The organism is Anaerovibrio sp. (assembly GCF_045637405.1).
Taxonomy (GTDB): domain Bacteria; phylum Bacillota; class Negativicutes; order Selenomonadales; family Selenomonadaceae; genus Anaerovibrio.
Genome location: NZ_JAZTZI010000133.1, coordinates 1 through 19,771 on the forward strand (window position 1 = coordinate 1; position 19,771 = coordinate 19,771).

Genomic DNA, 19,771 nt, shown 5'->3' on the forward strand with positions numbered 1-19,771 from the left:
AACTACCTACTTTATGGCCGATACTTCCGGCAGGTTTTCCGCCCTGACCGGACTATAATCTGCCCCGACTTCAGCATCAGCACCAGGGTAATTTGCAGCTCTTACAGCAGCATCGTCATTGTTACGCATTGCCCTTACACCACGGGCCCGGACCTCATCAGAAGGACCAATAATCTTGGCTATTTCAGCCTTATTTTCTTCCCAACGCTTATTTGATTCAGATACGTCTCCATTAATCTTGGTAGCCTGGGCCTCAAAATTAGGGGTACGACGTTTCTTAACCTTTTCCCCTCTGGCTGCCTTGGCCGCATCCTCCTTGGCCTGTTCTTCAGCATGCTTCTTGTAATCCGCCACCCTTTCCTGATGGTTAAGGGAGGTATAATAATCATCCATCATTTCATAAAAAATGGATTTGCGCTCTGCAAGAAGACTCTCCAGATGCTTTCCACCCACTGGAACATTCAGCTCATCAAGGCCCTCACAGGATTCCTTCATGATTTTTTCAGCCTCTATGATCCAGTCTTTGTTTATCTCCGGAATCTTCTTTTTCAGCTCAGCAAATTTGTCCTCTGTATTTTTAAGATTTGTCCGAACCTTATCCACATACCGCTTCATATCCCGGTCATTCTGTTTAACCAGAGCATCCACGAATTCGTCATAATTGATAATGTCATAAATCTGCCAGGTTTCTTCACCAGTTTGGCGCATTTTAAATTTCAAAACAAAGCTGTCGCCATAATTTGGCTCATAAATCCTAATAGCCACCGTAGCAGTTTCAGCTTCCTTGGATTCTGCCCCCTCAGCTGCTTCCTCTCCCTCTTCTGCTTCAATAACAGGGTCCTTGGAAACATATTCAATCTTTCTCATGGACATGGTGCGAAGACCAATTTTATCCTGGAAAGCCGTTACCTGAGAAACATTCTCCTCCTTCGGCCATTTTTCATTGGCCACAAAATATAAGATATCTTCCTTGGTCTGCTCAACCAGACTACCATCCAGAATCATCTGCTTATCCGGGCTGTCCGCATCTACCAGCTTGCTGAGGTCATTGGCTCCTTTATTTAGCACGGCATCCAAATCAACATATTTTTGAAATTCCTCAGTATTATGATTTACCACAGCCTTCTGCAATGAATTCATAGAATATGCAGGTGTATGAACATAATACAGGAAATAAAAAGCAGCCGCAGCTCCAGCCAACAGTATTTCCAATAATATGCCAACTATAAGTGCGCCTTTATAATTCATATATCCACCACTTCTTCCAAATCCTTTTAGAGTCCAAAAGGCAAATCCTTTTGCCCTTCTTTCATAAGTTAATTCTATTGTAACACACTTTAATATTTTCTTAAATAAAACTACTGTATCAGATATATACTAATAATTTGCTTAAAATCTGAAAAATCCTGCTTTTTCTGTTACAATATATTTATCAGAGTAAGTTTATGGAAACATAAAACGATTTTATGCAAAGGAGTGTGGGGTTTTAATGAAAATTGCATTAGCACAGCTTCGGGTTATTCCTGGTCATCCTGATGAAAACACTAAAAAAATGTTGGAAATGATACGGGAAGCCAAAAGCAATTCGGCTCATCTTATCATTTTCCCTGAGATGTCCATTCCAGGTTATCTGCTGGGTGATACCTGGGAACAGACTGCATTTATCAAGGATTGCGAGGAATGTGGACAGGATATCATCGAAGCATCCAAGGACATGGCTATTATTTTTGGTAATGTTGCAGTGGATTGGAACAAGAAAAATACTGATGGCCGTCCAAGAAAGTTCAATGCTCTCTTTACAGCATATCATGGCAAGCTGGTAGCACCGGATAATATGCCATATCCTTTTGTTATCAAAACCCTGATGCCAAATTATCGTGAATTTGATGATACTCGTCATTTTTATAGCTTAAAGCAGCTGGCAGAGGAAAAAAATGTCAACGTAAATGATCTTATCTCTCCTGTTCGCCTGGATATAAATGGTAAGATGTATTCTATTGGTGGCTTCCTGTGTGAAGACGGCTGGAGTGACAATTACAACTACGCCCCTATTGATTTTCTTAAGGAAAAGGGCGTAGATTTCTATGTAAATATTTCTTCCTCCCCTTATACTATTGGCAAAAATAAGAAACGCAACATGATTTTCAGCAAGGAGGCCAAGGATAACGGTGCACCTCTTATTTATGTAAACAATACGGGCATTCAGAATAACGGCAAGACTATTTATACCTTTGACGGCTCCAGCACTGCATACAGCAGCAATGGCTATCCTGTAGTACGCATGGAGAAATACGTTGAAGGTATTAATTATGTAGAGCTGGAAGAAATTAATAATATGCCTGAGGCCAAATGGCAGTCTAAGCCTGAGATTGCCAACATATTCAACTCCCTTAAATACGGTGTTCAGTCCTTCCTAAAGGATATATATATGAACAAGGTGGTTATCGGCGTATCAGGTGGTATTGACTCAGCTGTGGCGGCAGCCCTCTACACTCATATTCTCGGTGCTGAAAACGTACTCTTGGTTAATATGCCAAGTGTATTTAATTCTGAAACCACCAAGGGCCTTGCCCACAAGCTGGCAGAAAATCTTGGCTGTCACTATATGATAATGCCAATTCAGGAATCTGTGGATCATACTATAAAGCAGTTGGAAACAATTCCTGTAACCTTTATGAAGGACAACTCCGTACAAACTTTAAAAGTCAGCTCCTTTGTGGCAGAAAACATTCAGGCCCGTGACCGTAGTGCCAGAATATTAGCTGGAATAGCTGCTGCTTTTGGTGGTGGATTTACCTGCAATGCCAACAAGGCGGAAACTACTGTAGGCTACTCCACACTTTATGGTGACCAGTCAGGATTCCTGTGTGCTTTGGCTGATCTCTGGAAATTCCAGGTATACGATCTGGCCCGTTACATGAATACGGAGGTATACGGCAGAGAGGTTATTCCGCAAGCCACCATCGACATTGTTCCAAGTGCTGAGCTGTCCTCTGCACAAAATGTGGATGAAGGTAAGGGTGATCCGATAAAATATCCTTATCATGACTTTCTTTTCAGAAGCTTTGTTGAACGCTGGGAAAAGGCTACTCCTGCAGATATTCTTCGCTGGTATCGTGATGGTATGCTGGAGGAAAAGCTTGGCTGTGAAAAGGGCATCGTAAAAAAATACTTCCCTACCCACAAGGAATTCATCGAGGATCTGGAACGCTGGTGGAAGCAGTTCACCGGTATGGCAGTGGCCAAGCGCATTCAGGCCCCTCCTATTATTGCCGTCAGCCGCAGAGCCTACGGCTTTGACCACAGGGAAGCCCAAAATGGAGTTTATTATACAAGACAGTATCGCCGAATTAAGGAAGAACTGTTAAAATAAACACCATGATATATCGTTGATGATACTTAAAACGCACTGATGTGAGCTGATTGATTCAGACACCAGTGCGTTTACTTTTTATGACATACGTCTATTTGATTTTATGGCAATCCCACCATGTCTGCATCGATTTCCCCCAGGGAGAAGGCACCACACATACTCATGGTATCCTCCAGCTCCCCTGTAATTTTATCAATATAAGCCTTTACCCCTTCTTCCCCACCGCCATATACGGCAGTTACAAACGGACGGGCTATTATCACAGCATCAGCACCCATGGCCAAGGCCTTAAATACATCGGTACCAGTACGAATACCACCGTCTACAAGGATCTTGACCCCTGACCCCTTAAGAGCCTCCACAATTTCCGGCAGCACCTCAGCTGTGGCCGGACACTGGTCCAGAACCCTGCCTCCATGGTTGGATACCACAATACCGGCAGCTCCAGCCTCCTTCGCCTTCAAGGCACCCTTTACAGTCATAATACCCTTTACAATAAATGGACGTCCTGCAGCTTCAACAATGGCCTTCAGCTCAGCCGTGCTCTTTGGTCCTGCTGGTGGATTCATCCCCTTAAGGAATGGCAAGCCAGCAGCGTCCACATCCATTGCTACAGCAAAGGCATCAGATTCCTTTACCAAAGCCATCTTTTCTTTTATGGTGTCAATATTCCAAGGCTTCACAGTTGGCACAGCCATACCCTTATTAGCTGCTATAGCCTTGGTGGCCGCCTGCATAACCCCGGCATCCACGCCGTCACCAGTAAAGGCAGCAATACCATTTTCCGCACAGGCCTTTACCAGTACCTCATTATAGCTTACATCATTGTACTTATCACTATAATGAAGCGTTACTGCGCCTACAGGTCCTGCAAAAAACGGTGCCTTAAATTTCTTTCCAAAAAGGCTCAGAGAAGTATCTACAGCCTTCCCCTGACATAAGGTATCCATATTTATGCGGATTTCCTGCCATTTGTCATAATTGCGGATAGCAGTATCTCCCACGCCCTTGGCACCGGGACCTGGCATAACATTTCTGCAGGCACGTCCGTTGCACACGGGACAGGCATGGCACTTATCCCCAATACATTCCTTGGCCTTGGAAATAACCTCTGAAAAATTCATAACAAACCTCCTTACACTACACAAAACTCTCTTTGTATATTATAATATCCGAAGCAACGTATAATAAAGGAAAAAATACTTATTTTTTAAATAATTGTGACAATTTTAAGGAGTATATATGACTACTAATGATAAAGAAAATCTTGTGAAACAGGAGGCCCCACAGGAGAGCCAGACTCCCCATAAGCGACGTGTCCGCTACAGCGGCAAATACCCCAAAAAATTCTCCGAAAAATACAAGGAGCTGAATCCAGACAAATATGGTGACCAAATAAAGCATGTTATGGCCAAGGGCAACACCCCGGCTGGTATGCATATTCCCATTATGGTAAAGGAAATACTTGAGGTGCTGAATATAAAACCCGGAGAACAGGGCTTTGATGGTACACTGGGGTATGGTGGCCATACGCGAGCCATGCTGGAAAAGCTGCAGGGCAAGGGTCATCTATATAGCGGTGACATTGACAGTATTGAGGAAGCCAAAACAGAAGCCCGCCTTAGAAAGGATGGTTTTGGGGAAGATATATGGACCCCAAGGCTGATGAACTTCTGTGAAATAGATAAGCTGGCCCAGGAGGTAGGAGGCTTTGATTTCGTCCTTGCTGACCTGGGTGTTTCCTCCATGCAGATAGATAACCCAGAACGTGGCTTTACCTATAAAGCAGATGGTCCTCTTGATCTGAGACTCGATTCAAAATCCGGAATTTCTGCTGCAGAACGCCTTAAGGAAGTGGACAGAGACGAGCTGGCTGGAATGTTTATTGAAAACTCTGATGAGCCATACGCTGAGGAAATTGCCCGCCAGATTTGCAACGATTTAAAGCGGGGCATCAAAATCGAAACCACTGTTGCCCTTCATCAGGAAATCATCAAGGCGCTGCAAAAGGTAAAGCTGTCCAAAGAAGAAAGGGACATGGCAGTTAAGAAATCGTCTGCCAGAGTTTTTCAGGCCCTCCGCATAGATGTAAATCAGGAATTTGAGGTTCTGTATGAGTTTATGGAAAAGCTTCCCGATGCATTGAGAGATGGAGGCAGAGCGGCCATTTTAACATTCCATTCCGGCGAGGACCGTATTGTAAAAAAGGCTTTTCAAGCATTAAAAAGAGCCGGAATATACAGTGATATTTCCACAGAGGTTATCAGGCCCAGCAAGGAAGAATGCTATAACAACAGCCGTGCCCATTCCACCAAGCTGCGCTGGGCGATTAAATAAAATTAATCGTATATCTAGGTATCAGAAAAGGACTGCTCCAGTAACGGAACAGTCCTTATTTTTTACTGATTTTCATCTATGAGAGTAAGCTGCTCTATTTCCTTGTCATCAATTTCCACTGTAGGCAAATCCGGCAAGTCTGTCAGCTCGTTAAGACCAAAGCACTTGAGGAAATTATCAGTGGTACCGTAAAGAATCGGCCTTCCCAAAACTTCCTTACGCCCCAACTCCCGCACCAGCTCCAGCTCTATGAGCTTAGCCAGCACCTTTTCAATATGAACACCGCGGATGTGCTCAACCTCCTGCTTGGTAATTGGCTGCTTAAAGGCGATGATGGACAGGGTTTCCATGGCAGCGGCAGATAGCTTCTTTTCCTTGGTTTCCGTCAGCTTTTCCACATAGGAAAACAACTCCTGACGGGTGGCCAGCTGCCACCCACCGGCAACATGCTGAACCATAACACCACTGCCCCGCTCATCAAGAGACTTTTGCAGGGCCTCAACCAGCTCATCAAGGCTTTCAATATCTATTCCAAAAATCTCCATCAGCTGCTGTGCTGACACCGGATCCCCACTGGCAAACAGTACAGCCTCCAGAGCTCCAGTCAGTTCACCCATAAACATTAATCTTCACCAACTCTAACTTCAATAAAAATCTCAGAAAACCTATCCACCTGATACACTCTGATGCTCTTTACCTTTATAAGCTCAAGCATAGCCAGAAATGTTGTAATCAGCTCTGAACGGTTTCCCGTATGAAATGCATCATCAAAAGAAATCTTACCACCACTTTTATTTAACAATGACAATAAAAGCTCCATTTTATCGGAAATGGTGTATTCCTCAGGCTCCACCAGGGCATCGGGAAGCTTTAATTCCTTGTGCATGGCCAGAACATTACTAAAAGCCCTTACCAAATCCTGCATCGACAGATTATCAGGAGGCAGATGATGTATCGGCAGCTCCATTGGAGCTCTGGTTACATACTTTTCCTGCATATCCTGCATATCAAGAAGCACCGTACTGACTTCCTTATATCTTCTGTACTCCAAAATGCGGTCAATAAGCTCCTGACGAGGGTCAATATCCTGGGTCTCCTCCGTCTCCTTGGATTTAGGTGGCTTTGGCAGCATCATACGGGATTTTATTTGCAACAATGTGGCCGCCATCAGCAAAAACTCACTGGCAATTTCCAAATTAAACTCACGGAACTGATCGAGATAATCAATGTACTGTTCCGTGAGCTCCGCTATAGGAATATCATAAATATCAATTTTATTTTTATCAATAAGGTGCATGAGCAGCTCCATAGGCCCCTCAAAACTCTCCAGCCTTACTGAATACTTTTCCATTAATTTATTCCTCGTTTAGTATAATTTGACTAGATAAATATTATATATCATAAAGGATATTTTTGCCATCTCACTTTTCTTTTTATTGTAGTTTTACTACTGATATTGCTTATTTTTTTGCATTCCGCCAGAAATATCCACACAAATAATATGGTGTAAGAACATCATTGCCAATACAAAGGGGCTTTGCATGTAAATGTAATGCAAAAGCCCCTCTAAATTTTTGTGTTTCAATTTTATAATTTATTCATCCCAATTGATATTTTTTATTAATTCCATTAACTCCTCAACAGAACCTGCCTGCAGACGAACAGTCTTAACAGGAGCATTATCCTGGGAATGATGCTCTCCATTTATCCCTTTATGTGATACACCATCAGCTAATTCTGGCTGAAGAAGCTTCCACGCATTTTCATTAGGATATTCTCTGTTTTCGGTATGAATCCTGATAGCTCCCATAAGCTCCTGCTGATTCGGTAACTTCGGACGGTTTGGAGGAGCCTTGGAATGGTCACGGGCAGCCAACTTTTTATCCTCTTCCCGCTTTTCTGCTGCCTCCTGCCTAATTTCCTCCTGCTTTTCAGTAAATCTTTCCAACTCAGCGAACAGCTTCATATTACCATCAGCATCAAATGATATTCCTAGCCGACTAAAGCGTACGCCCTCACCCAGCTCACCGCTTTCCTGAATATCCTGCAATGTATGTACACCTGAGTCTATATTGCCCATCACCTTATTGGCATACTCTTCATCCTCAGCCATACGCTCAATTTCTTCTGTTGAAAGCATAACAAAATAGCTCTTATCACTTGGACCGGCAATATCCAACGGATTATCCACATTATCAGCAACCAGAAATTCATAGTCACCATATTGTTCCCGCAGCTTAGCCAAGAACTCCTTTGCCTTTGGAGAAAGCTTTTCCTCCTCTGGTGTTACATTCCATTTATTTTTAGTAATCGACTGCAGAGAGATGCCTTTATCTTCCTTGACTTCCCTTGTTGCAAAAAATTTGCCATCATTGGTCAGGGAAACATCATAATCCTTGCCGACCTTATGAGAGATATTACGTTCCTTTTTACTGCCATTATTCTTGGTAACATCTCGTATGCTCTTAAAGGGGGAGAGTCGATTTGCATCATTAATCATATTAGCCATTGCCATTTCCTCCTTTTACCGATTACGAACTGCTTTTTCTGTGAATACCTATCCTACGCATATATCGATAGCATTTCCTTTATACTTAAATTATTCCATCAAGATAATATCATGCTTCGCCAAAACGGCCCTTTTATCCTGCATTTTAGTCTAAAAAAATAAGGCGCACCGCAGCACGCCTTAATCCATATATTATCCCTGATATTTTTCTGTCTGTGCCTTGATAAGCTCTTCGTCGGAGAAGTAGTTTATTTTCATGGCGTTTCTTACGTCCTGCAGGGTGTTTTCTGCCACACGTCTGGCCTCTGCACTACCCTTTTTCAAAATCTCATAAACGCCGGCAATGTCCTTTTCGTACTCCTTACGACGGGCACGAATAGGCTCCAGCTCCTCCTGAAGGATACTGTTCAGGAACTTCTTAATCTTTACGTCACCAAGACCGCCACGGGTGTAGTGCTCTTTAAGGGCATCCAGATTCTCATACTCTGGGAGATACTTCTCAAAGTGCTCCGGCTTGCTGAAGGCATCAAGATATGTAAATACTGCATTGCCCTCCACATGACCTGGATCAGAAACCTTGATATGGGTAGGATCGGTGTACATATCCATAACGTTCTTGCGAACAGTTTCCGCATCATCGGAAAGATAGATACAGTTACCAATGGACTTGGACATCTTTGCCTTCCCATCAGTACCTGGGAGACGACGGCAGGTCTCATTTTCCGGGAGCATAATATCCGGCTCAATAAGAGCTTCACCACCATAAATCATATTGAAGCGGCGCACGATTTCCTTGGTCTGCTCCAGCATAGGAAGCTGATCCTCACCTACTGGAACCAGGGTTGCCTTAAATGCTGTAATATCAGAGGCCTGGCTGATAGGATAGGTAAAGAAGCCAACAGGAATACTCTTTTCAAAATTCTTCTGCTGAATTTCAGCCTTTACGGTAGGATTCCTCTCCACGCGGGAAACAGAAACCAGATTCATATAGTAGGTGGTAAGCTCAGTAAGCTGAGGCACCTGGGACTGAATGAACAGCGTAGATTTAGCTGGATCAAGACCTACAGAAAGATAGTCCAGGGCTACTTCCAGGATGTTCTGGCGAACCTTCTCAGGATTCTCAAAGTTATCGGTCAATGCCTGAACATCAGCAATCATGATGTAGATTTTGTCAAACTCCCCGGAATTCTGCAGCTCAACTCTGCGCTTAAGAGAGCCTACATAATGACCTATATGAAGTCTGCCAGTTGGTCTGTCACCAGTTAAAATAATCTTTTCCATTTTTTATTGAAACCCCTCTCAGTTTTGAATAATTCATTTATGTTACCCTATTACAGGAATAAACCTAATATCGTTTCAAATAGGTGTAAAATAAGGCTTGACAGTGGTAGTAAAATGCTGCCAAGAACAGGCGTCATTATCAAAATAATGAGAATGATAAAGCTGTATCTTTCAAGGCCCATATACTTATAAGCCAGCTCGCCCGGTAAAAACTCCAGAAGAATCTTGGAGCCATCCAAAGGTGGCAGTGGAATCAGATTGAAAATTCCAAAGTTGATATTGAAAAGAACAATCATGGACAATACAGTCTTTATTCCCACTGTGTTTAACATTCCCAGCTTAAATAACACCATCATAATAAAAAGTGTTACAAAGGCAGTTAAAAAATTGGCTGCAGGACCGGCCAGAGCCACCAAAATATTGCCCTTCTTCATATCTCTAAAATTTCTTGGGTTTACCATAACCGGCTTTGCCCAGCCAAAACGGGCTACCAAAAGCATCAGTAAACCAATAGGGTCAATATGCGCCATTGGGTTTAACGTTAATCTGCCAGTGAGCTTTGGCGTAAAATCTCCCATGGCCACAGCTACCCTGGCGTGGGCATATTCATGAAGAACCAAGGCCAAAAGCAACCCAGGCAGCCCTGCAATAATACTCATCAAATTAAAATCAAACATAAATCCTCCATTTATTTATTCAGAATGCGGTCAAGCATTAAAATGGCGGTTACTGATTTGGCATCATTTATGCGTCCATCCTCCACCATTGCCACTGCTTCCGCAAGAGGCAGCTTAACCACATTAATAAATTCATCTTCATCTGTATGCTGCTTTCCTGGCTCCAGCCCCTTGGCAGCATAGATATAAATAACTTCGTTGCAAAAGCCTACACAGGTGGCCAGCTTTGTGAAGAATTTATACTCCTTGGCAGTATAGCCGGTTTCTTCGCTAAGCTCACGCTTGGCACACTCCAAAGGGTCCTCCCCTGGCATATCCAGCTTCCCCGCCGGAATTTCCAGAGTTACCTCATCAATAGGATAACGATACTGTCTTACGAGAATAATCTGGCCATGCTCCGTAACGGGAATAACAGCTGCAGCTCCGGGATGCTTGATCCACTCTCGGTAGGCAGTGCCCCCATTTGGCAGCTTCACCTTATCCTTCTTTACATGGAGCAAATTGCCATCAAATATATTCTCGCTGGATTCCTTTATTTCAATTAAGTCTTCGTACATAGAAGCCTCCAAAAAAATATTTTAGTATAAAACTCTGCTTTAGTCCATAATCAACCTAATTTACGGCTGTATTGCTGCTTCTTTACCCCGGCATTAGCCAGCATTTCACGGGCATTATCAAGTGATGCCGCAGATACGTCCACCCCAGAGGCCATACGGGCTATTTCATTAACCCGTTCCCCATCAGTAAGGGCTCGTACAGAGGTGGATGTCATGCCGTTAACCACCTGCTTGTTAATGTAAAGATGCACATCCGCCATGCAGGCAATCTGAGGTAAATGGGTAATACAAAGCACCTGCTTGTCCGCCGCCACCATGGCAATACGCTCTGCCACCATCTGGGCAGTACGGCCACCGATACCCGTGTCAATTTCATCAAATATCATGCTGGCAGGAGAATCATCCCTAAAGGCTGTAACCGCCTTAATGGAAAGTGCAATACGGGAAAGCTCACCGCCAGAGGCCACCTTCTGAATTGGACGCAGATCCTGTCCCGGATTGGCGGAAAAGAGAATTTCCAGCTCATCAGCCCCAAGACTGCCAAGCTCACCAGCCTCATTAATGGCAATCTCCAATCTGGCATCGGGCATTCCCAGCTCATGAAGATGCTCCTCAATGGCCATGGAAAGTCTGTCCCCAGCCTGTTTTCTTAGCTCCGTAAGGCGCTGGGCAAAGGATGTGGCTTCTTCACGGGCCTTAGAGATTTCCTGCTTCAATGCAGCAATATCATCATCGTAGTTTTCAATGTCATTGAGCTGCTGCTGGGCCTTTTCCTTAAAAGCCATAATATCCTCAATGGTGGCACCGTATTTCTTCCGCAGCTTATCTATTACATCCATACGGCTCTGGAGCTTATCCAAAAGCTGTGGGTTAAATTCCAGCTCATCACCATAGTCCCGTACCTCATAGGCAGCTTCTTTTATCTGAATACAAGCCTCTTTTATAGTATCCGTTACATTATCCAGTGAATCATCAAATCGTGACAGATCCCTTAGATTCTCTATCACTTCTTCCAACGCACTGACAATGCCTATACCGTTGTTACCGCCACCGTAGAGATTCCGGCAGGCCTCCCCGATATAATTGGAAATCTTTTCCGCATTTGACAGCTTCTTTATTTCCCTTTCCAGCTCCTCATCCTCATTCTCCTGAAGCTGGGCCGCCTCAATTTCCTGTACCTGCCACTTCAGCATTTCCAGCTTTTGCTCGTTGTCAGCAGAGCTTTTTTCCTTTTCAGCCAGCTGATGCTCCTTGTCCTTTAAGGACTTGAAGGCCCCCTGATAAGCCGTTAAGGCAACCTCGATACGGTCATCTGAACCATCCACCAGCTTATACTGATTAGCCGCATTAAGAAGGGCCAAATTCTCGTTCTGGCCATGGATGTCTACCAGCAAGGTTCCCAATTTTTTCAGTACGGCCACAGTGGTATGACAGCCATTAACCAATATGGTGCCACGTCCATTGCTGGTTATCTGACGGGTGATAATAAGCTCCCCCTCTGTGGTATCAATGGCATTTTCATTAAGATACTCAATAACCTTTGGCTGATTATCCAGAGTGAAAATAGCCTCCACCCGAAGCCAGTCAGCCCCCGTGCGGATAAAATCCGTGGAGAGGCGATTTCCCAGCATGGCCCCCAGTGCATCAATAAGAATTGATTTTCCGGCACCTGTTTCTCCGGTAAGTATATTGAGTCCCTTGTCAAAATCTATCTGAACCTGCTCCAACAAAGCAAAGTTCCATATTGTAAGCGTGTTGAGCATTTTGAAAATCTCCTAGCTACCCAAACATTCCTTCAATCATTTAATCCCCATACTCATGGCTTCCAGCTTCAGAGCCACATCCTCAGCCATACTGGAGGACTTTACCACTGCCAAAATGGTATCATCACCGGCCACAGTGCCAATAACCTCAGGCCACCGGGCATTATCAAGGGCTGCACAAATTGAATTTGCTGCCCCCGGCATGGTCTTTACCACAATGATGTTTTCACTATAGTCAATTTTTTTTACCAGTTCCTTAAACAGGCGCTGCATACGGTCTTCGGAGTGCATGGTCTGGGTATCCATTGGATAGGCATAGCGATACTTGCCATTACCACAAGGAATCTTCACCAGCTGCATATCCTTGATATCTCTGGAAACGGTGGCCTGGGTAACCTCAATATCCCTTGCTCTAAGGGCTGCGGCCAAATCCTCCTGAGTCTCAATTATCTGATTTTCAATAATCTGTTTTATCTTTGATTGTCTATGAGCCTTCATTTAGAATTCCCCCATAACTTACTTTTTAGAGTGTCGTAATAATTTTTGTCACCAAATTTTATTATGCGCGCTGGGTTTTTTCCCTTGCGGATATAAACCACATCCCCGGGCAAAAGCTGGAAGCTCTCCTGACCGTCAAAGGTCATCTGAATATCCTGATGAACTGCCGCTATATAAATCTGCACTTCCTCATCATCAGGTATTATCATTGGTCTTGCATCCAAGGTATGTGGACAAATTGGCGTAATGAGAAGTGCAGGAACACTTGGATTTACTATAGGTCCGCCAGCTGAAAGGGAATAGGCCGTAGAGCCGGTGGCAGTGGATACAATTACTCCATCAGCTTTATAATCGTTAATCATGGTATCATCTATCCGCATGCTAAGACTCAGCATACGGGAAAGGCCCCCCTTGCCAATAACCACATCGTTAATGGCATGGCCCAGCATACGCCGATTGCCTTGACTCAAAACAGAGCCGGAAATAACCGTGCGCTCCACCACCTGATACTCACCATTTAAAAGGTTATCAAGGCGGCTCTCCAGCTCCGTCAACTCAATATCTGTAAGAAAGCCCACACGGCCAATATTGATTCCACAAGCAGGAATCTTTCGTGTATACAGCTTGCGGCATACCCCCAAGAGAGTTCCGTCACCGCCGATACTCAGCCCCAAATCAATGGGTTCATTGTCCAAATCATCTATACCGTACTCAGGGCAGTTAAACATTTCCGCAACGCTGCGTGACATGACAATGCGAACCCTGTCCTGCTTGTCCGCAAAATAACTGCGAATTCTTTCCATAACCTGAGCTGATTCGTCCTTATTAATATTTGGATAAATAGCAATTGTCTTCATAAAGACGTCCTCTTTATTCAGCAAATCTTCCCGCAAATTATTTGTCAAGTTTGCTGTGGGCCAGCTCAACAGTGCTTGCCATTACTTCATCAGTTACATTATCATCAGCATCCTTGTCCTTGGTAAGCCAAACAAGGTATTCAATGTTGCCCTCAGGGCCCTTTACCGGGGAAAAAGTCAGCTTCTTGGTAACAAAATCCATCTCCCTGGCAATGTCAATAACCTTATGAATAACCTCCAGATGAACCTTAGGATCTCTAACAACGCCCTTTTTGCCCACCTTTTCCTTGCCAGCCTCGAACTGTGGCTTAATAAGAGCCACCACCTGTCCATCCGGCTTCAGCATTGCCTTTACAGCAGGCAAAACCTTCTCCAGGGAAATAAAGGCCACATCGATGGAGGCCAAATCAATAAACTGGCCGATGTCCTCAGGGGTTACATTGCGCACGTTGGTGCGTTCCATATTAACTACCCTTTCGTCAGTACGAAGACTCCAGGCCAGCTGACCGTATCCCACATCAATGGCAAATACCTTTACAGCACCATTTTGGAGCATACAGTCGGTAAAACCTCCAGTAGAGGCACCAATATCAGCGGTAACCTTTCCCTTCAGCTCCACACCAAACTCCTTAATAGCCTTCTCCAGCTTCAGGCCACCACGACTCACATAAGGAATTTGATTTCCTAAAACACGGATATCAGCAGTTTCCTTAACCATGGTGCCAGCCTTGTCAATCTTGTTGCCATCCACAATCACCATTCCGGCCATAATAGTGGTCTTGGCCCGCTCACGGCTCTGAACCAGATTCTTTTTCACAAGAAGCACGTCAAGACGCTCTTTTTTTACTTTTTCCGTATTATCACCCATAATTATAAATCACCATAATTCTTTGCAATGCGATCCGCAATCTGTTCTGGAAGAAGACCACAAAGCTCCAGAAGCTCAGGGCAGGAGCCCTGTTCGATAAACTTATCCTCAATGCCAAAACGCATAATCTTGGCGGTATTGATAGCAGCATCTGCCAAATATTCCAGCACACCAGAGCCAAAGCCCCCAGCCAGTGCATTTTCCTCCAGGGTTACCACAAGACGGGCATCCCTTACCAGCTCATCAATAAGACCAGTATCCAGTGGCTTTACAAATCTCATATTGACAACAGTGGTATAAATATCCTTTTCCTTCAAAAATTGTGCCGCCTTTACAGCCTGCTTTACCATACTGCCAACGGCAAGTAATACTATTGCTTTACTATCTCTGGAAAGAATTTCCCCCTTGCCGATTTCAAGCTGCTCAAAGCCCTCCTTCACTGGTACCCCTGTGGCAGAGCCACGTGGATAACGCACACTGATAGGACCATTGTAATTTGCTGCTGTATAAAGCATATTCCGCAGCTCATTTTCATCCTTAGGAGCCATTACTACCATATTAGGTATGTGACGCAAATAGGAATAATCAAATACGCCATGATGTGTCGGGCCATCAGCACCCACAAGACCACCGCGGTCAAGGCAAAGGGTAACAGGCAGATTTTGCAGACAAACATCGTGAATTATCTGATCGTATGCCCGCTGGGCAAAGGTGGAATACAATGCCACAAATGGCTTGCCACCAACTGCCGCCATACCAGCCGCCATAGTAATGGCATGCTCCTCCGCAATACCCACGTCAAAGAAGCGCTCCGGATACACCCCAGAAAACTTCTTTAGGCCAGTGCCAGATGGCATAGCCGCCGTAATTGCCGTAATATTATCATACTTTCCCGCCAGCTCGATAAGAGCATCACTGAAAATATCCGTATAAGAAGGAGGTGCCCCCTCCTTTTTTATCATTTCACCAGTATCGCAGTTAAATTTTCCCACCCCGTGGAACTTATGGGGCTGATTTTCTGCAAAGGAATATCCCTTTCCCTTGGTGGTTCGTACATGAATAAGCACTGGGCCCTCAATGCCCCTAGCCTTTTGAAAAATCTCCTGCATTTTTTCAATGCTGTGACCGTCAATAGGTCCAACATAGGTATATCCAAGGGACTCAAAGACACTGCCCGGAGTCAAAAGGGCATAAATACCATCCTTAACGGAGCCAGCTGCATTCCATACGGTTTCGCCAATCCCAGGGAACCCCTTTAAAAATTCCTGCAGCTCCTTCTTTGCCTTGTGATACTGGGGCATAATGCGAATATGGCTCAAATACTCTGACATTGCACCCACATTTTTATCAATGGACATTTCATTGTCATTAAGAACCACAATCATATTCTTGCCGATGGTTCCGGCATAGTTAAGGCCCTCATAGGCCTCACCGCCAGTAAAGGCTCCATCACCGATTACCGCAATAACACTATAATCCTGCTTGCGAATATCCCGCTCAATGGCCATACCCACTGCAGCAGAAATAGAGGTACTGGCGTGACCCACACCAAAGGCATCACACTTGGATTCAGAGCGTTTAGGGAAGCCTGTAATGCCCCCCTTGGTGCGCAAGGTGCTAAATCTTTCCTTACGACCAGTGATAATTTTATGGGAGTACGCCTGATGTCCCACATCCCATACTATCTTATCCTTTTCAGGGTTAAATACACTGTACATGGCCAAAGTCAGATCCACAGTACCAAGACTAGGTGCCAGATGACCGCCATTGGCAGCACAAGTATTTATAATTTTGCCTCTGATTTCTCCAGCCAGTGCCTTAAGCTCCTCTAAGCTGCATTTAGCCACATCAGAAGCACTATTTATTTTTTCCAATATGTTCTCAGACATGGTGTGGCTCCTTAATTACTTATTTCTCTTTAACAAATATTCCACAAGCTCCCGCAAGAAGGTGGCCTTGTCACCAAACATTTCCAAGGCATCGACGGCTTCTGCCACGGTATCAGCCGCCAGCTTCTTGGCTTCATCAAGGGAAGTAAGGGACACATAAGTGGACTTGTCATTACGCTCATCACTGCCCACAGGCTTACCAATAACTGCTTCATCACCAATAACATCCAGAATATCATCAGTAATCTGGAATGCAAGGCCAAAGCAGTCAGCATAAGTGGTAAGGGCCGCCAGCTCCTCATCAGAGGCTCCGGCCACAATAGCACCACTTCTGATGGCAGCCCTAAATAAAGCACCGGTTTTGCCGGCGTGCATCTTCTTTAATTCTTCAAGACTAAGGGATTTTTGCTTGCCCTCAGCCTCCAAATCAATGGCCTGTCCCCCCACCATACCGTTAGGGCCAGCACCAATGGACATTTCCCGAACTACCTTTAACAGCACATCTGCCGGCAAATTGTCCTGACGAAGCATTACCTCAAAAGCCTGGGTCAGCAGGGCATCTCCAGCCAAAATGGCCATACCATCACCATAAACCTTATGGTTGGTCAACTTGCCACGGCGATAATCATCGTTATCCATGGCAGGCAAATCATCATGAATAAGGGAATAGGTGTGAATCATTTCAATAGCACAGGCAATATGAATAAAATCAGTTCCGTTGGCACCAATGGCATCAGCCGCCGCCATCACAAGAATTGGGCGCAGGCGCTTACCACCGGCAGTAAGGCTGTATTTCATGGATTCACAAAGAGTCGGGTCCAATGCCTTATCTTCCTGAAGCTCCTCCACCAGTGCTTTTTCTATTAGCTTAATTCGTTCATTCCACTGAGTCTTATCCACAATTATTGTCCTCCCTCAAGCTCCAAAGGCATTTCCACTACTTTTCCATCCTCTTCACTGAGGATGACATTCATCTTGTCCTCAACTGACTTCAGTTCAGCCAGACACTTTCTGGAAAGCTCCATGCCCAATGTATAATTATCAATAACATCCTTCAGGCTTGCCTCGCCGCTTTCCAATTTATCAACAATCTGCTCCAATTCCGCCAGATTTTCCTCAAAGGAAGCCTCTTTTTTCCGTGGCATCGAACTACTCCTCCCTTATTGCCTTAATCTGGGCATCAAACTGCCCTCCATTAAGCCTTACTGACACCATATCATCAACCTTTATATTGCTGATATCACTGATAATAGTGCCCTTTTGGTCATGAACCATGCCATAACCCCGTCTGATAACTCCCAGAGGATTTATCAGCTCCAATTTTTCCATATCGTGAAGCAGCTGGTTTTTCTTCTCCTTCACCAGCTGAATTGCTATCTTGTTTAATCTCGACTGCAAATTATCCAGCCTCATACTGCTTGATTCCAGCATACGAAGGGGCTGGGTAAATACAAAGCTGTCCATAATAGCTTCCAGACTCCGTCTGGAGTCCTTAATACTTGTAACAGCCGCCATCTGCAGTCTTTCTCTGGCAGAATTTATGCGCTGAATTACCTCAGACACATCTGGCACTGCCAACTCCGCCGCCTGGGATGGGGTGGCTGCTCTCTGGTCAGCCACAAAATCCGCCAGTGTAAAATCAGTTTCATGGCCCACAGCAGAAATCACAGGTATTCTGGATTTAAAAATAGCCCGAACCACCACTTCCTCATTAAAGGACCACAAATCCTCCATAGAACCGCCACCACGGCCTACTATCAGCACATCCACAGGATATTTGGTATTGAAAAATTCAATACCATGGGCTATCTGCTCTGCTGAGCCTGCCCCCTGCACCATAACAGGATAAAGGGCCAGTCTTATTGACGGCATACGTCGCCTTGACACCGTATAAATATCCCTCAGCACTGCCCCCGTTGGCGATGTAACAATACCAATGGTTTTTGGATAGGCTGGTAAAGCCTTCTTAAATTCAGCATCAAAAAGGCCCTCCTTGGAAAGGCGCTCCTTCAGCTGCTCAAAGGCCAGAGCCAGCTCCCCTACACCATCTGGAGCCATACGGCTGACATAAAACTGATACTTGCCGTCACGCTCGTAAACCTCCACGCTGCCAGTGGCCAGCACCTGCATATCGTTTTCAGGACGAAATCTCAACCGTTCCGCATAGCTTCGCCAGATAACGCACTTTAAAATAGAATCCTTATCCTTCAAATCAAAGTAGCAATGACCGGAAGAATACTGCTTAAAATTGGAAATCTGTCCCCTGATAGTGACATTGTGCAGGGCCAGATCATTCTTTAAAAGTCCCGCAATATATTTAGTTATCTCAGAAACACTTCTGATAACAGCCATATTTCACCCAAAAAAGCATATTCTAAAACACAGAAAACGGGCCGCACCCAAAAATGCGGCCCTAAATCTTATACACGAGCAATAGCTCCCAGAATACCATTTACAAAACGGCTGGACTCATCACTGCCAAACTTCTTGGCCAGCTCAACAGCTTCATTAATAACGATATTAGGAGTCAGCTTCTCCTCGCAGAACTTAAGCTCAAAAACAGCCATACGGGTAATATTTCTGTCTACTCCGGCCATACGCTGCAGCTTCCACTCCTTGGAGCTATTGGTAATCATTTCATCAATGGACTCCTGATTATCAAGAGTACCATTTACCAGCCCCTTCAGAAAATCCATATCCTTGCTGCCCAGCTTAACATCCTCATCCTTTGCAAAAACAGCAGCATCAATGGCATTCTGTCTGGCCTGAGCTACATCCATACCTTCATCCAACGGATTCATATCCAACTGAAACAAAGCCTGAAGTGCTACCTCACGAGCTTGTCTACGACTCATACTTATATTCCTCGATTCTTAAACAAAATAATATATTTGGCTATCAGCGCCACCGGTGAATATCCCGGGGAACGGAATCCCGGATATTATCTATAAAGCTACCGCCTTTATCAACGTTCTTACCGATAAAGCAGCCTATAAAGCCACAAATAACTACAAACATTACACTCCAAAAGCCAAAGAGCAATATGCCCACAGCAATCAAAATGCCACCTGCTATCCCCAAAAGGGTCCCTGGACGTCTTTCACACTGACGGCGAAAAGCGTTGGCCAGAGCCTGCTTCAAACTGATCTCGTTATCCATTCA

The 19,771-nt window shown here is 44.6% G+C and carries 20 protein-coding genes; 2 read left to right on the forward strand and 18 right to left on the reverse strand.

The window, feature by feature from the left end; translation table 11 throughout:
• Positions 1-6: 6 nt before the first annotated feature.
• Complete coding sequence (locus tag ACKI5G_RS09210; protein ID WP_407399713.1) at positions 7-1,248, reverse strand: hypothetical protein; 1,242 nt, start codon at positions 1,246-1,248, stop codon at positions 7-9.
• A 241-nt stretch (positions 1,249-1,489) separates the two neighbouring features.
• Here ACKI5G_RS09210 and nadE point away from each other — a divergent pair, with 241 nt between their 5' ends.
• Complete coding sequence (gene nadE / locus ACKI5G_RS09215) at positions 1,490-3,373, forward strand: NAD(+) synthase (protein ID WP_407399715.1); 1,884 nt, start codon at positions 1,490-1,492, stop codon at positions 3,371-3,373.
• A 101-nt stretch (positions 3,374-3,474) separates the two neighbouring features.
• Here the strand turns inward: nadE and ACKI5G_RS09220 are convergent, their stop codons facing one another.
• A complete protein-coding gene (locus tag ACKI5G_RS09220; RefSeq protein ID WP_407399717.1) occupies positions 3,475-4,497 on the reverse strand; it encodes an alpha-hydroxy-acid oxidizing protein in 1,023 nt (340 codons plus the stop codon).
• Between the two features lie 118 nt (positions 4,498-4,615).
• On the opposite strand from ACKI5G_RS09220, the gene rsmH reads away from it, so the two are divergent.
• Complete coding sequence (rsmH, locus tag ACKI5G_RS09225) at positions 4,616-5,710, forward strand: 16S rRNA (cytosine(1402)-N(4))-methyltransferase RsmH (protein WP_407399719.1); 1,095 nt, start codon at positions 4,616-4,618, stop codon at positions 5,708-5,710.
• A 62-nt stretch (positions 5,711-5,772) separates the two neighbouring features.
• On the opposite strand, the gene scpB is transcribed toward rsmH, so the two are convergent.
• The 16 genes from scpB to ACKI5G_RS09305 all read right to left on the reverse strand — a co-directional run bounded on the left by scpB (position 5,773) and on the right by ACKI5G_RS09305 (position 19,768).
• Entirely contained in the window at positions 5,773-6,333 is a 561-nt protein-coding gene (gene scpB / locus ACKI5G_RS09230) for an SMC-Scp complex subunit ScpB (RefSeq protein ID WP_407399721.1), read from the reverse strand.
• A complete protein-coding gene (locus ACKI5G_RS09235; protein WP_407399723.1) occupies positions 6,333-7,061 on the reverse strand; it encodes a segregation and condensation protein A in 729 nt (242 codons plus the stop codon). Before ACKI5G_RS09235 ends, scpB begins: the two co-directional genes overlap by 1 nt.
• A 243-nt stretch (positions 7,062-7,304) precedes the next feature.
• Positions 7,305-8,219 carry a DUF6033 family protein gene (locus ACKI5G_RS09240; protein WP_407399725.1) on the reverse strand — a complete coding sequence of 305 codons (915 nt, stop codon included), beginning with the start codon at positions 8,217-8,219 and terminating at the stop codon, positions 7,305-7,307.
• A gap of 192 nt (positions 8,220-8,411) precedes the next feature.
• Positions 8,412-9,500, reverse strand: coding sequence for a tryptophan--tRNA ligase (trpS, locus tag ACKI5G_RS09245; RefSeq protein ID WP_407399727.1), 1,089 nt, complete (start codon positions 9,498-9,500; stop codon positions 8,412-8,414).
• A 50-nt stretch (positions 9,501-9,550) separates the two neighbouring features.
• Positions 9,551-10,177 carry a site-2 protease family protein gene (locus ACKI5G_RS09250; protein ID WP_407399729.1) on the reverse strand — a complete coding sequence of 209 codons (627 nt, stop codon included), beginning with the start codon at positions 10,175-10,177 and terminating at the stop codon, positions 9,551-9,553.
• Positions 10,178-10,188: 11 nt separating this feature from the next.
• The gene (locus ACKI5G_RS09255; protein ID WP_407399731.1) at positions 10,189-10,734 is read right to left on the reverse strand and encodes an NUDIX domain-containing protein; all 546 of its coding nucleotides are present in this window, start codon (positions 10,732-10,734) and stop codon (positions 10,189-10,191) included.
• A gap of 50 nt (positions 10,735-10,784) precedes the next feature.
• Positions 10,785-12,497, reverse strand: coding sequence for a DNA repair protein RecN (recN, locus tag ACKI5G_RS09260; RefSeq protein ID WP_407399733.1), 1,713 nt, complete (start codon positions 12,495-12,497; stop codon positions 10,785-10,787).
• Between the two features lie 36 nt (positions 12,498-12,533).
• A complete protein-coding gene (gene argR, locus ACKI5G_RS09265; RefSeq protein ID WP_027397068.1) occupies positions 12,534-12,995 on the reverse strand; it encodes an arginine repressor in 462 nt (153 codons plus the stop codon).
• The gene (locus ACKI5G_RS09270) at positions 12,992-13,852 is read right to left on the reverse strand and encodes an NAD(+)/NADH kinase (protein ID WP_407399735.1); all 861 of its coding nucleotides are present in this window, start codon (positions 13,850-13,852) and stop codon (positions 12,992-12,994) included. The genes argR and ACKI5G_RS09270 overlap by 4 nt, the downstream gene beginning before the upstream one ends.
• Positions 13,853-13,889: 37 nt before the next feature.
• Positions 13,890-14,720, reverse strand: coding sequence for a TlyA family RNA methyltransferase (locus tag ACKI5G_RS09275; protein ID WP_407399737.1), 831 nt, complete (start codon positions 14,718-14,720; stop codon positions 13,890-13,892).
• A 2-nt stretch (positions 14,721-14,722) separates the two neighbouring features.
• Entirely contained in the window at positions 14,723-16,609 is a 1,887-nt protein-coding gene (gene dxs, locus ACKI5G_RS09280; RefSeq protein ID WP_407399739.1) for a 1-deoxy-D-xylulose-5-phosphate synthase, read from the reverse strand.
• A 15-nt stretch (positions 16,610-16,624) separates the two neighbouring features.
• The gene (locus tag ACKI5G_RS09285; protein WP_407399741.1) at positions 16,625-17,509 is read right to left on the reverse strand and encodes a polyprenyl synthetase family protein; all 885 of its coding nucleotides are present in this window, start codon (positions 17,507-17,509) and stop codon (positions 16,625-16,627) included.
• A gap of 2 nt (positions 17,510-17,511) precedes the next feature.
• The gene (gene xseB, locus ACKI5G_RS09290; protein ID WP_407399743.1) at positions 17,512-17,754 is read right to left on the reverse strand and encodes an exodeoxyribonuclease VII small subunit; all 243 of its coding nucleotides are present in this window, start codon (positions 17,752-17,754) and stop codon (positions 17,512-17,514) included.
• A gap of 4 nt (positions 17,755-17,758) precedes the next feature.
• Entirely contained in the window at positions 17,759-18,961 is a 1,203-nt protein-coding gene (xseA, locus tag ACKI5G_RS09295) for an exodeoxyribonuclease VII large subunit (RefSeq protein ID WP_407399745.1), read from the reverse strand.
• 68 nt (positions 18,962-19,029) lie between these two features.
• A complete protein-coding gene (gene nusB, locus ACKI5G_RS09300) occupies positions 19,030-19,464 on the reverse strand; it encodes a transcription antitermination factor NusB (protein ID WP_407399747.1) in 435 nt (144 codons plus the stop codon).
• Between the two features lie 43 nt (positions 19,465-19,507).
• On the reverse strand, positions 19,508-19,768 hold the full coding sequence (locus ACKI5G_RS09305; RefSeq protein ID WP_407399749.1) for a DUF2273 domain-containing protein: 261 nt from the start codon (positions 19,766-19,768) through the stop codon (positions 19,508-19,510).
• Between the last annotated feature and the right edge of the window lie 3 nt (positions 19,769-19,771).

What these genes read in the sequence shown, in the direction of transcription:
- ACKI5G_RS09210 (WP_407399713.1), bottom strand. Translation starts at nt 1,248, where the DNA reads ATGAATTATAAAGGCGCACTTATAGTTGGCATATTATTGGAAATACTG.
- nadE (WP_407399715.1), top strand. Translation starts at nt 1,490, where the DNA reads ATGAAAATTGCATTAGCACAGCTTCGGGTTATTCCTGGTCATCCTGAT.
- ACKI5G_RS09220 (WP_407399717.1), bottom strand. Translation starts at nt 4,497, where the DNA reads ATGAATTTTTCAGAGGTTATTTCCAAGGCCAAGGAATGTATTGGGGAT.
- rsmH (WP_407399719.1), top strand. Translation starts at nt 4,616, where the DNA reads ATGACTACTAATGATAAAGAAAATCTTGTGAAACAGGAGGCCCCACAG.
- scpB (WP_407399721.1), bottom strand. Translation starts at nt 6,333, where the DNA reads ATGTTTATGGGTGAACTGACTGGAGCTCTGGAGGCTGTACTGTTTGCC.
- ACKI5G_RS09235 (WP_407399723.1), bottom strand. Translation starts at nt 7,061, where the DNA reads ATGGAAAAGTATTCAGTAAGGCTGGAGAGTTTTGAGGGGCCTATGGAG.
- ACKI5G_RS09240 (WP_407399725.1), bottom strand. Translation starts at nt 8,219, where the DNA reads ATGGCTAATATGATTAATGATGCAAATCGACTCTCCCCCTTTAAGAGC.
- trpS (WP_407399727.1), bottom strand. Translation starts at nt 9,500, where the DNA reads ATGGAAAAGATTATTTTAACTGGTGACAGACCAACTGGCAGACTTCAT.
- ACKI5G_RS09250 (WP_407399729.1), bottom strand. Translation starts at nt 10,177, where the DNA reads ATGTTTGATTTTAATTTGATGAGTATTATTGCAGGGCTGCCTGGGTTG.
- ACKI5G_RS09255 (WP_407399731.1), bottom strand. Translation starts at nt 10,734, where the DNA reads ATGTACGAAGACTTAATTGAAATAAAGGAATCCAGCGAGAATATATTT.
- recN (WP_407399733.1), bottom strand. Translation starts at nt 12,497, where the DNA reads ATGCTCAACACGCTTACAATATGGAACTTTGCTTTGTTGGAGCAGGTT.
- argR (WP_027397068.1), bottom strand. Translation starts at nt 12,995, where the DNA reads ATGAAGGCTCATAGACAATCAAAGATAAAACAGATTATTGAAAATCAG.
- ACKI5G_RS09270 (WP_407399735.1), bottom strand. Translation starts at nt 13,852, where the DNA reads ATGAAGACAATTGCTATTTATCCAAATATTAATAAGGACGAATCAGCT.
- ACKI5G_RS09275 (WP_407399737.1), bottom strand. Translation starts at nt 14,720, where the DNA reads ATGGGTGATAATACGGAAAAAGTAAAAAAAGAGCGTCTTGACGTGCTT.
- dxs (WP_407399739.1), bottom strand. Translation starts at nt 16,609, where the DNA reads ATGTCTGAGAACATATTGGAAAAAATAAATAGTGCTTCTGATGTGGCT.
- xseB (WP_407399743.1), bottom strand. Translation starts at nt 17,754, where the DNA reads ATGCCACGGAAAAAAGAGGCTTCCTTTGAGGAAAATCTGGCGGAATTG.
- xseA (WP_407399745.1), bottom strand. Translation starts at nt 18,961, where the DNA reads ATGGCTGTTATCAGAAGTGTTTCTGAGATAACTAAATATATTGCGGGA.
- nusB (WP_407399747.1), bottom strand. Translation starts at nt 19,464, where the DNA reads ATGAGTCGTAGACAAGCTCGTGAGGTAGCACTTCAGGCTTTGTTTCAG.
- ACKI5G_RS09305 (WP_407399749.1), bottom strand. Translation starts at nt 19,768, where the DNA reads ATGGATAACGAGATCAGTTTGAAGCAGGCTCTGGCCAACGCTTTTCGC.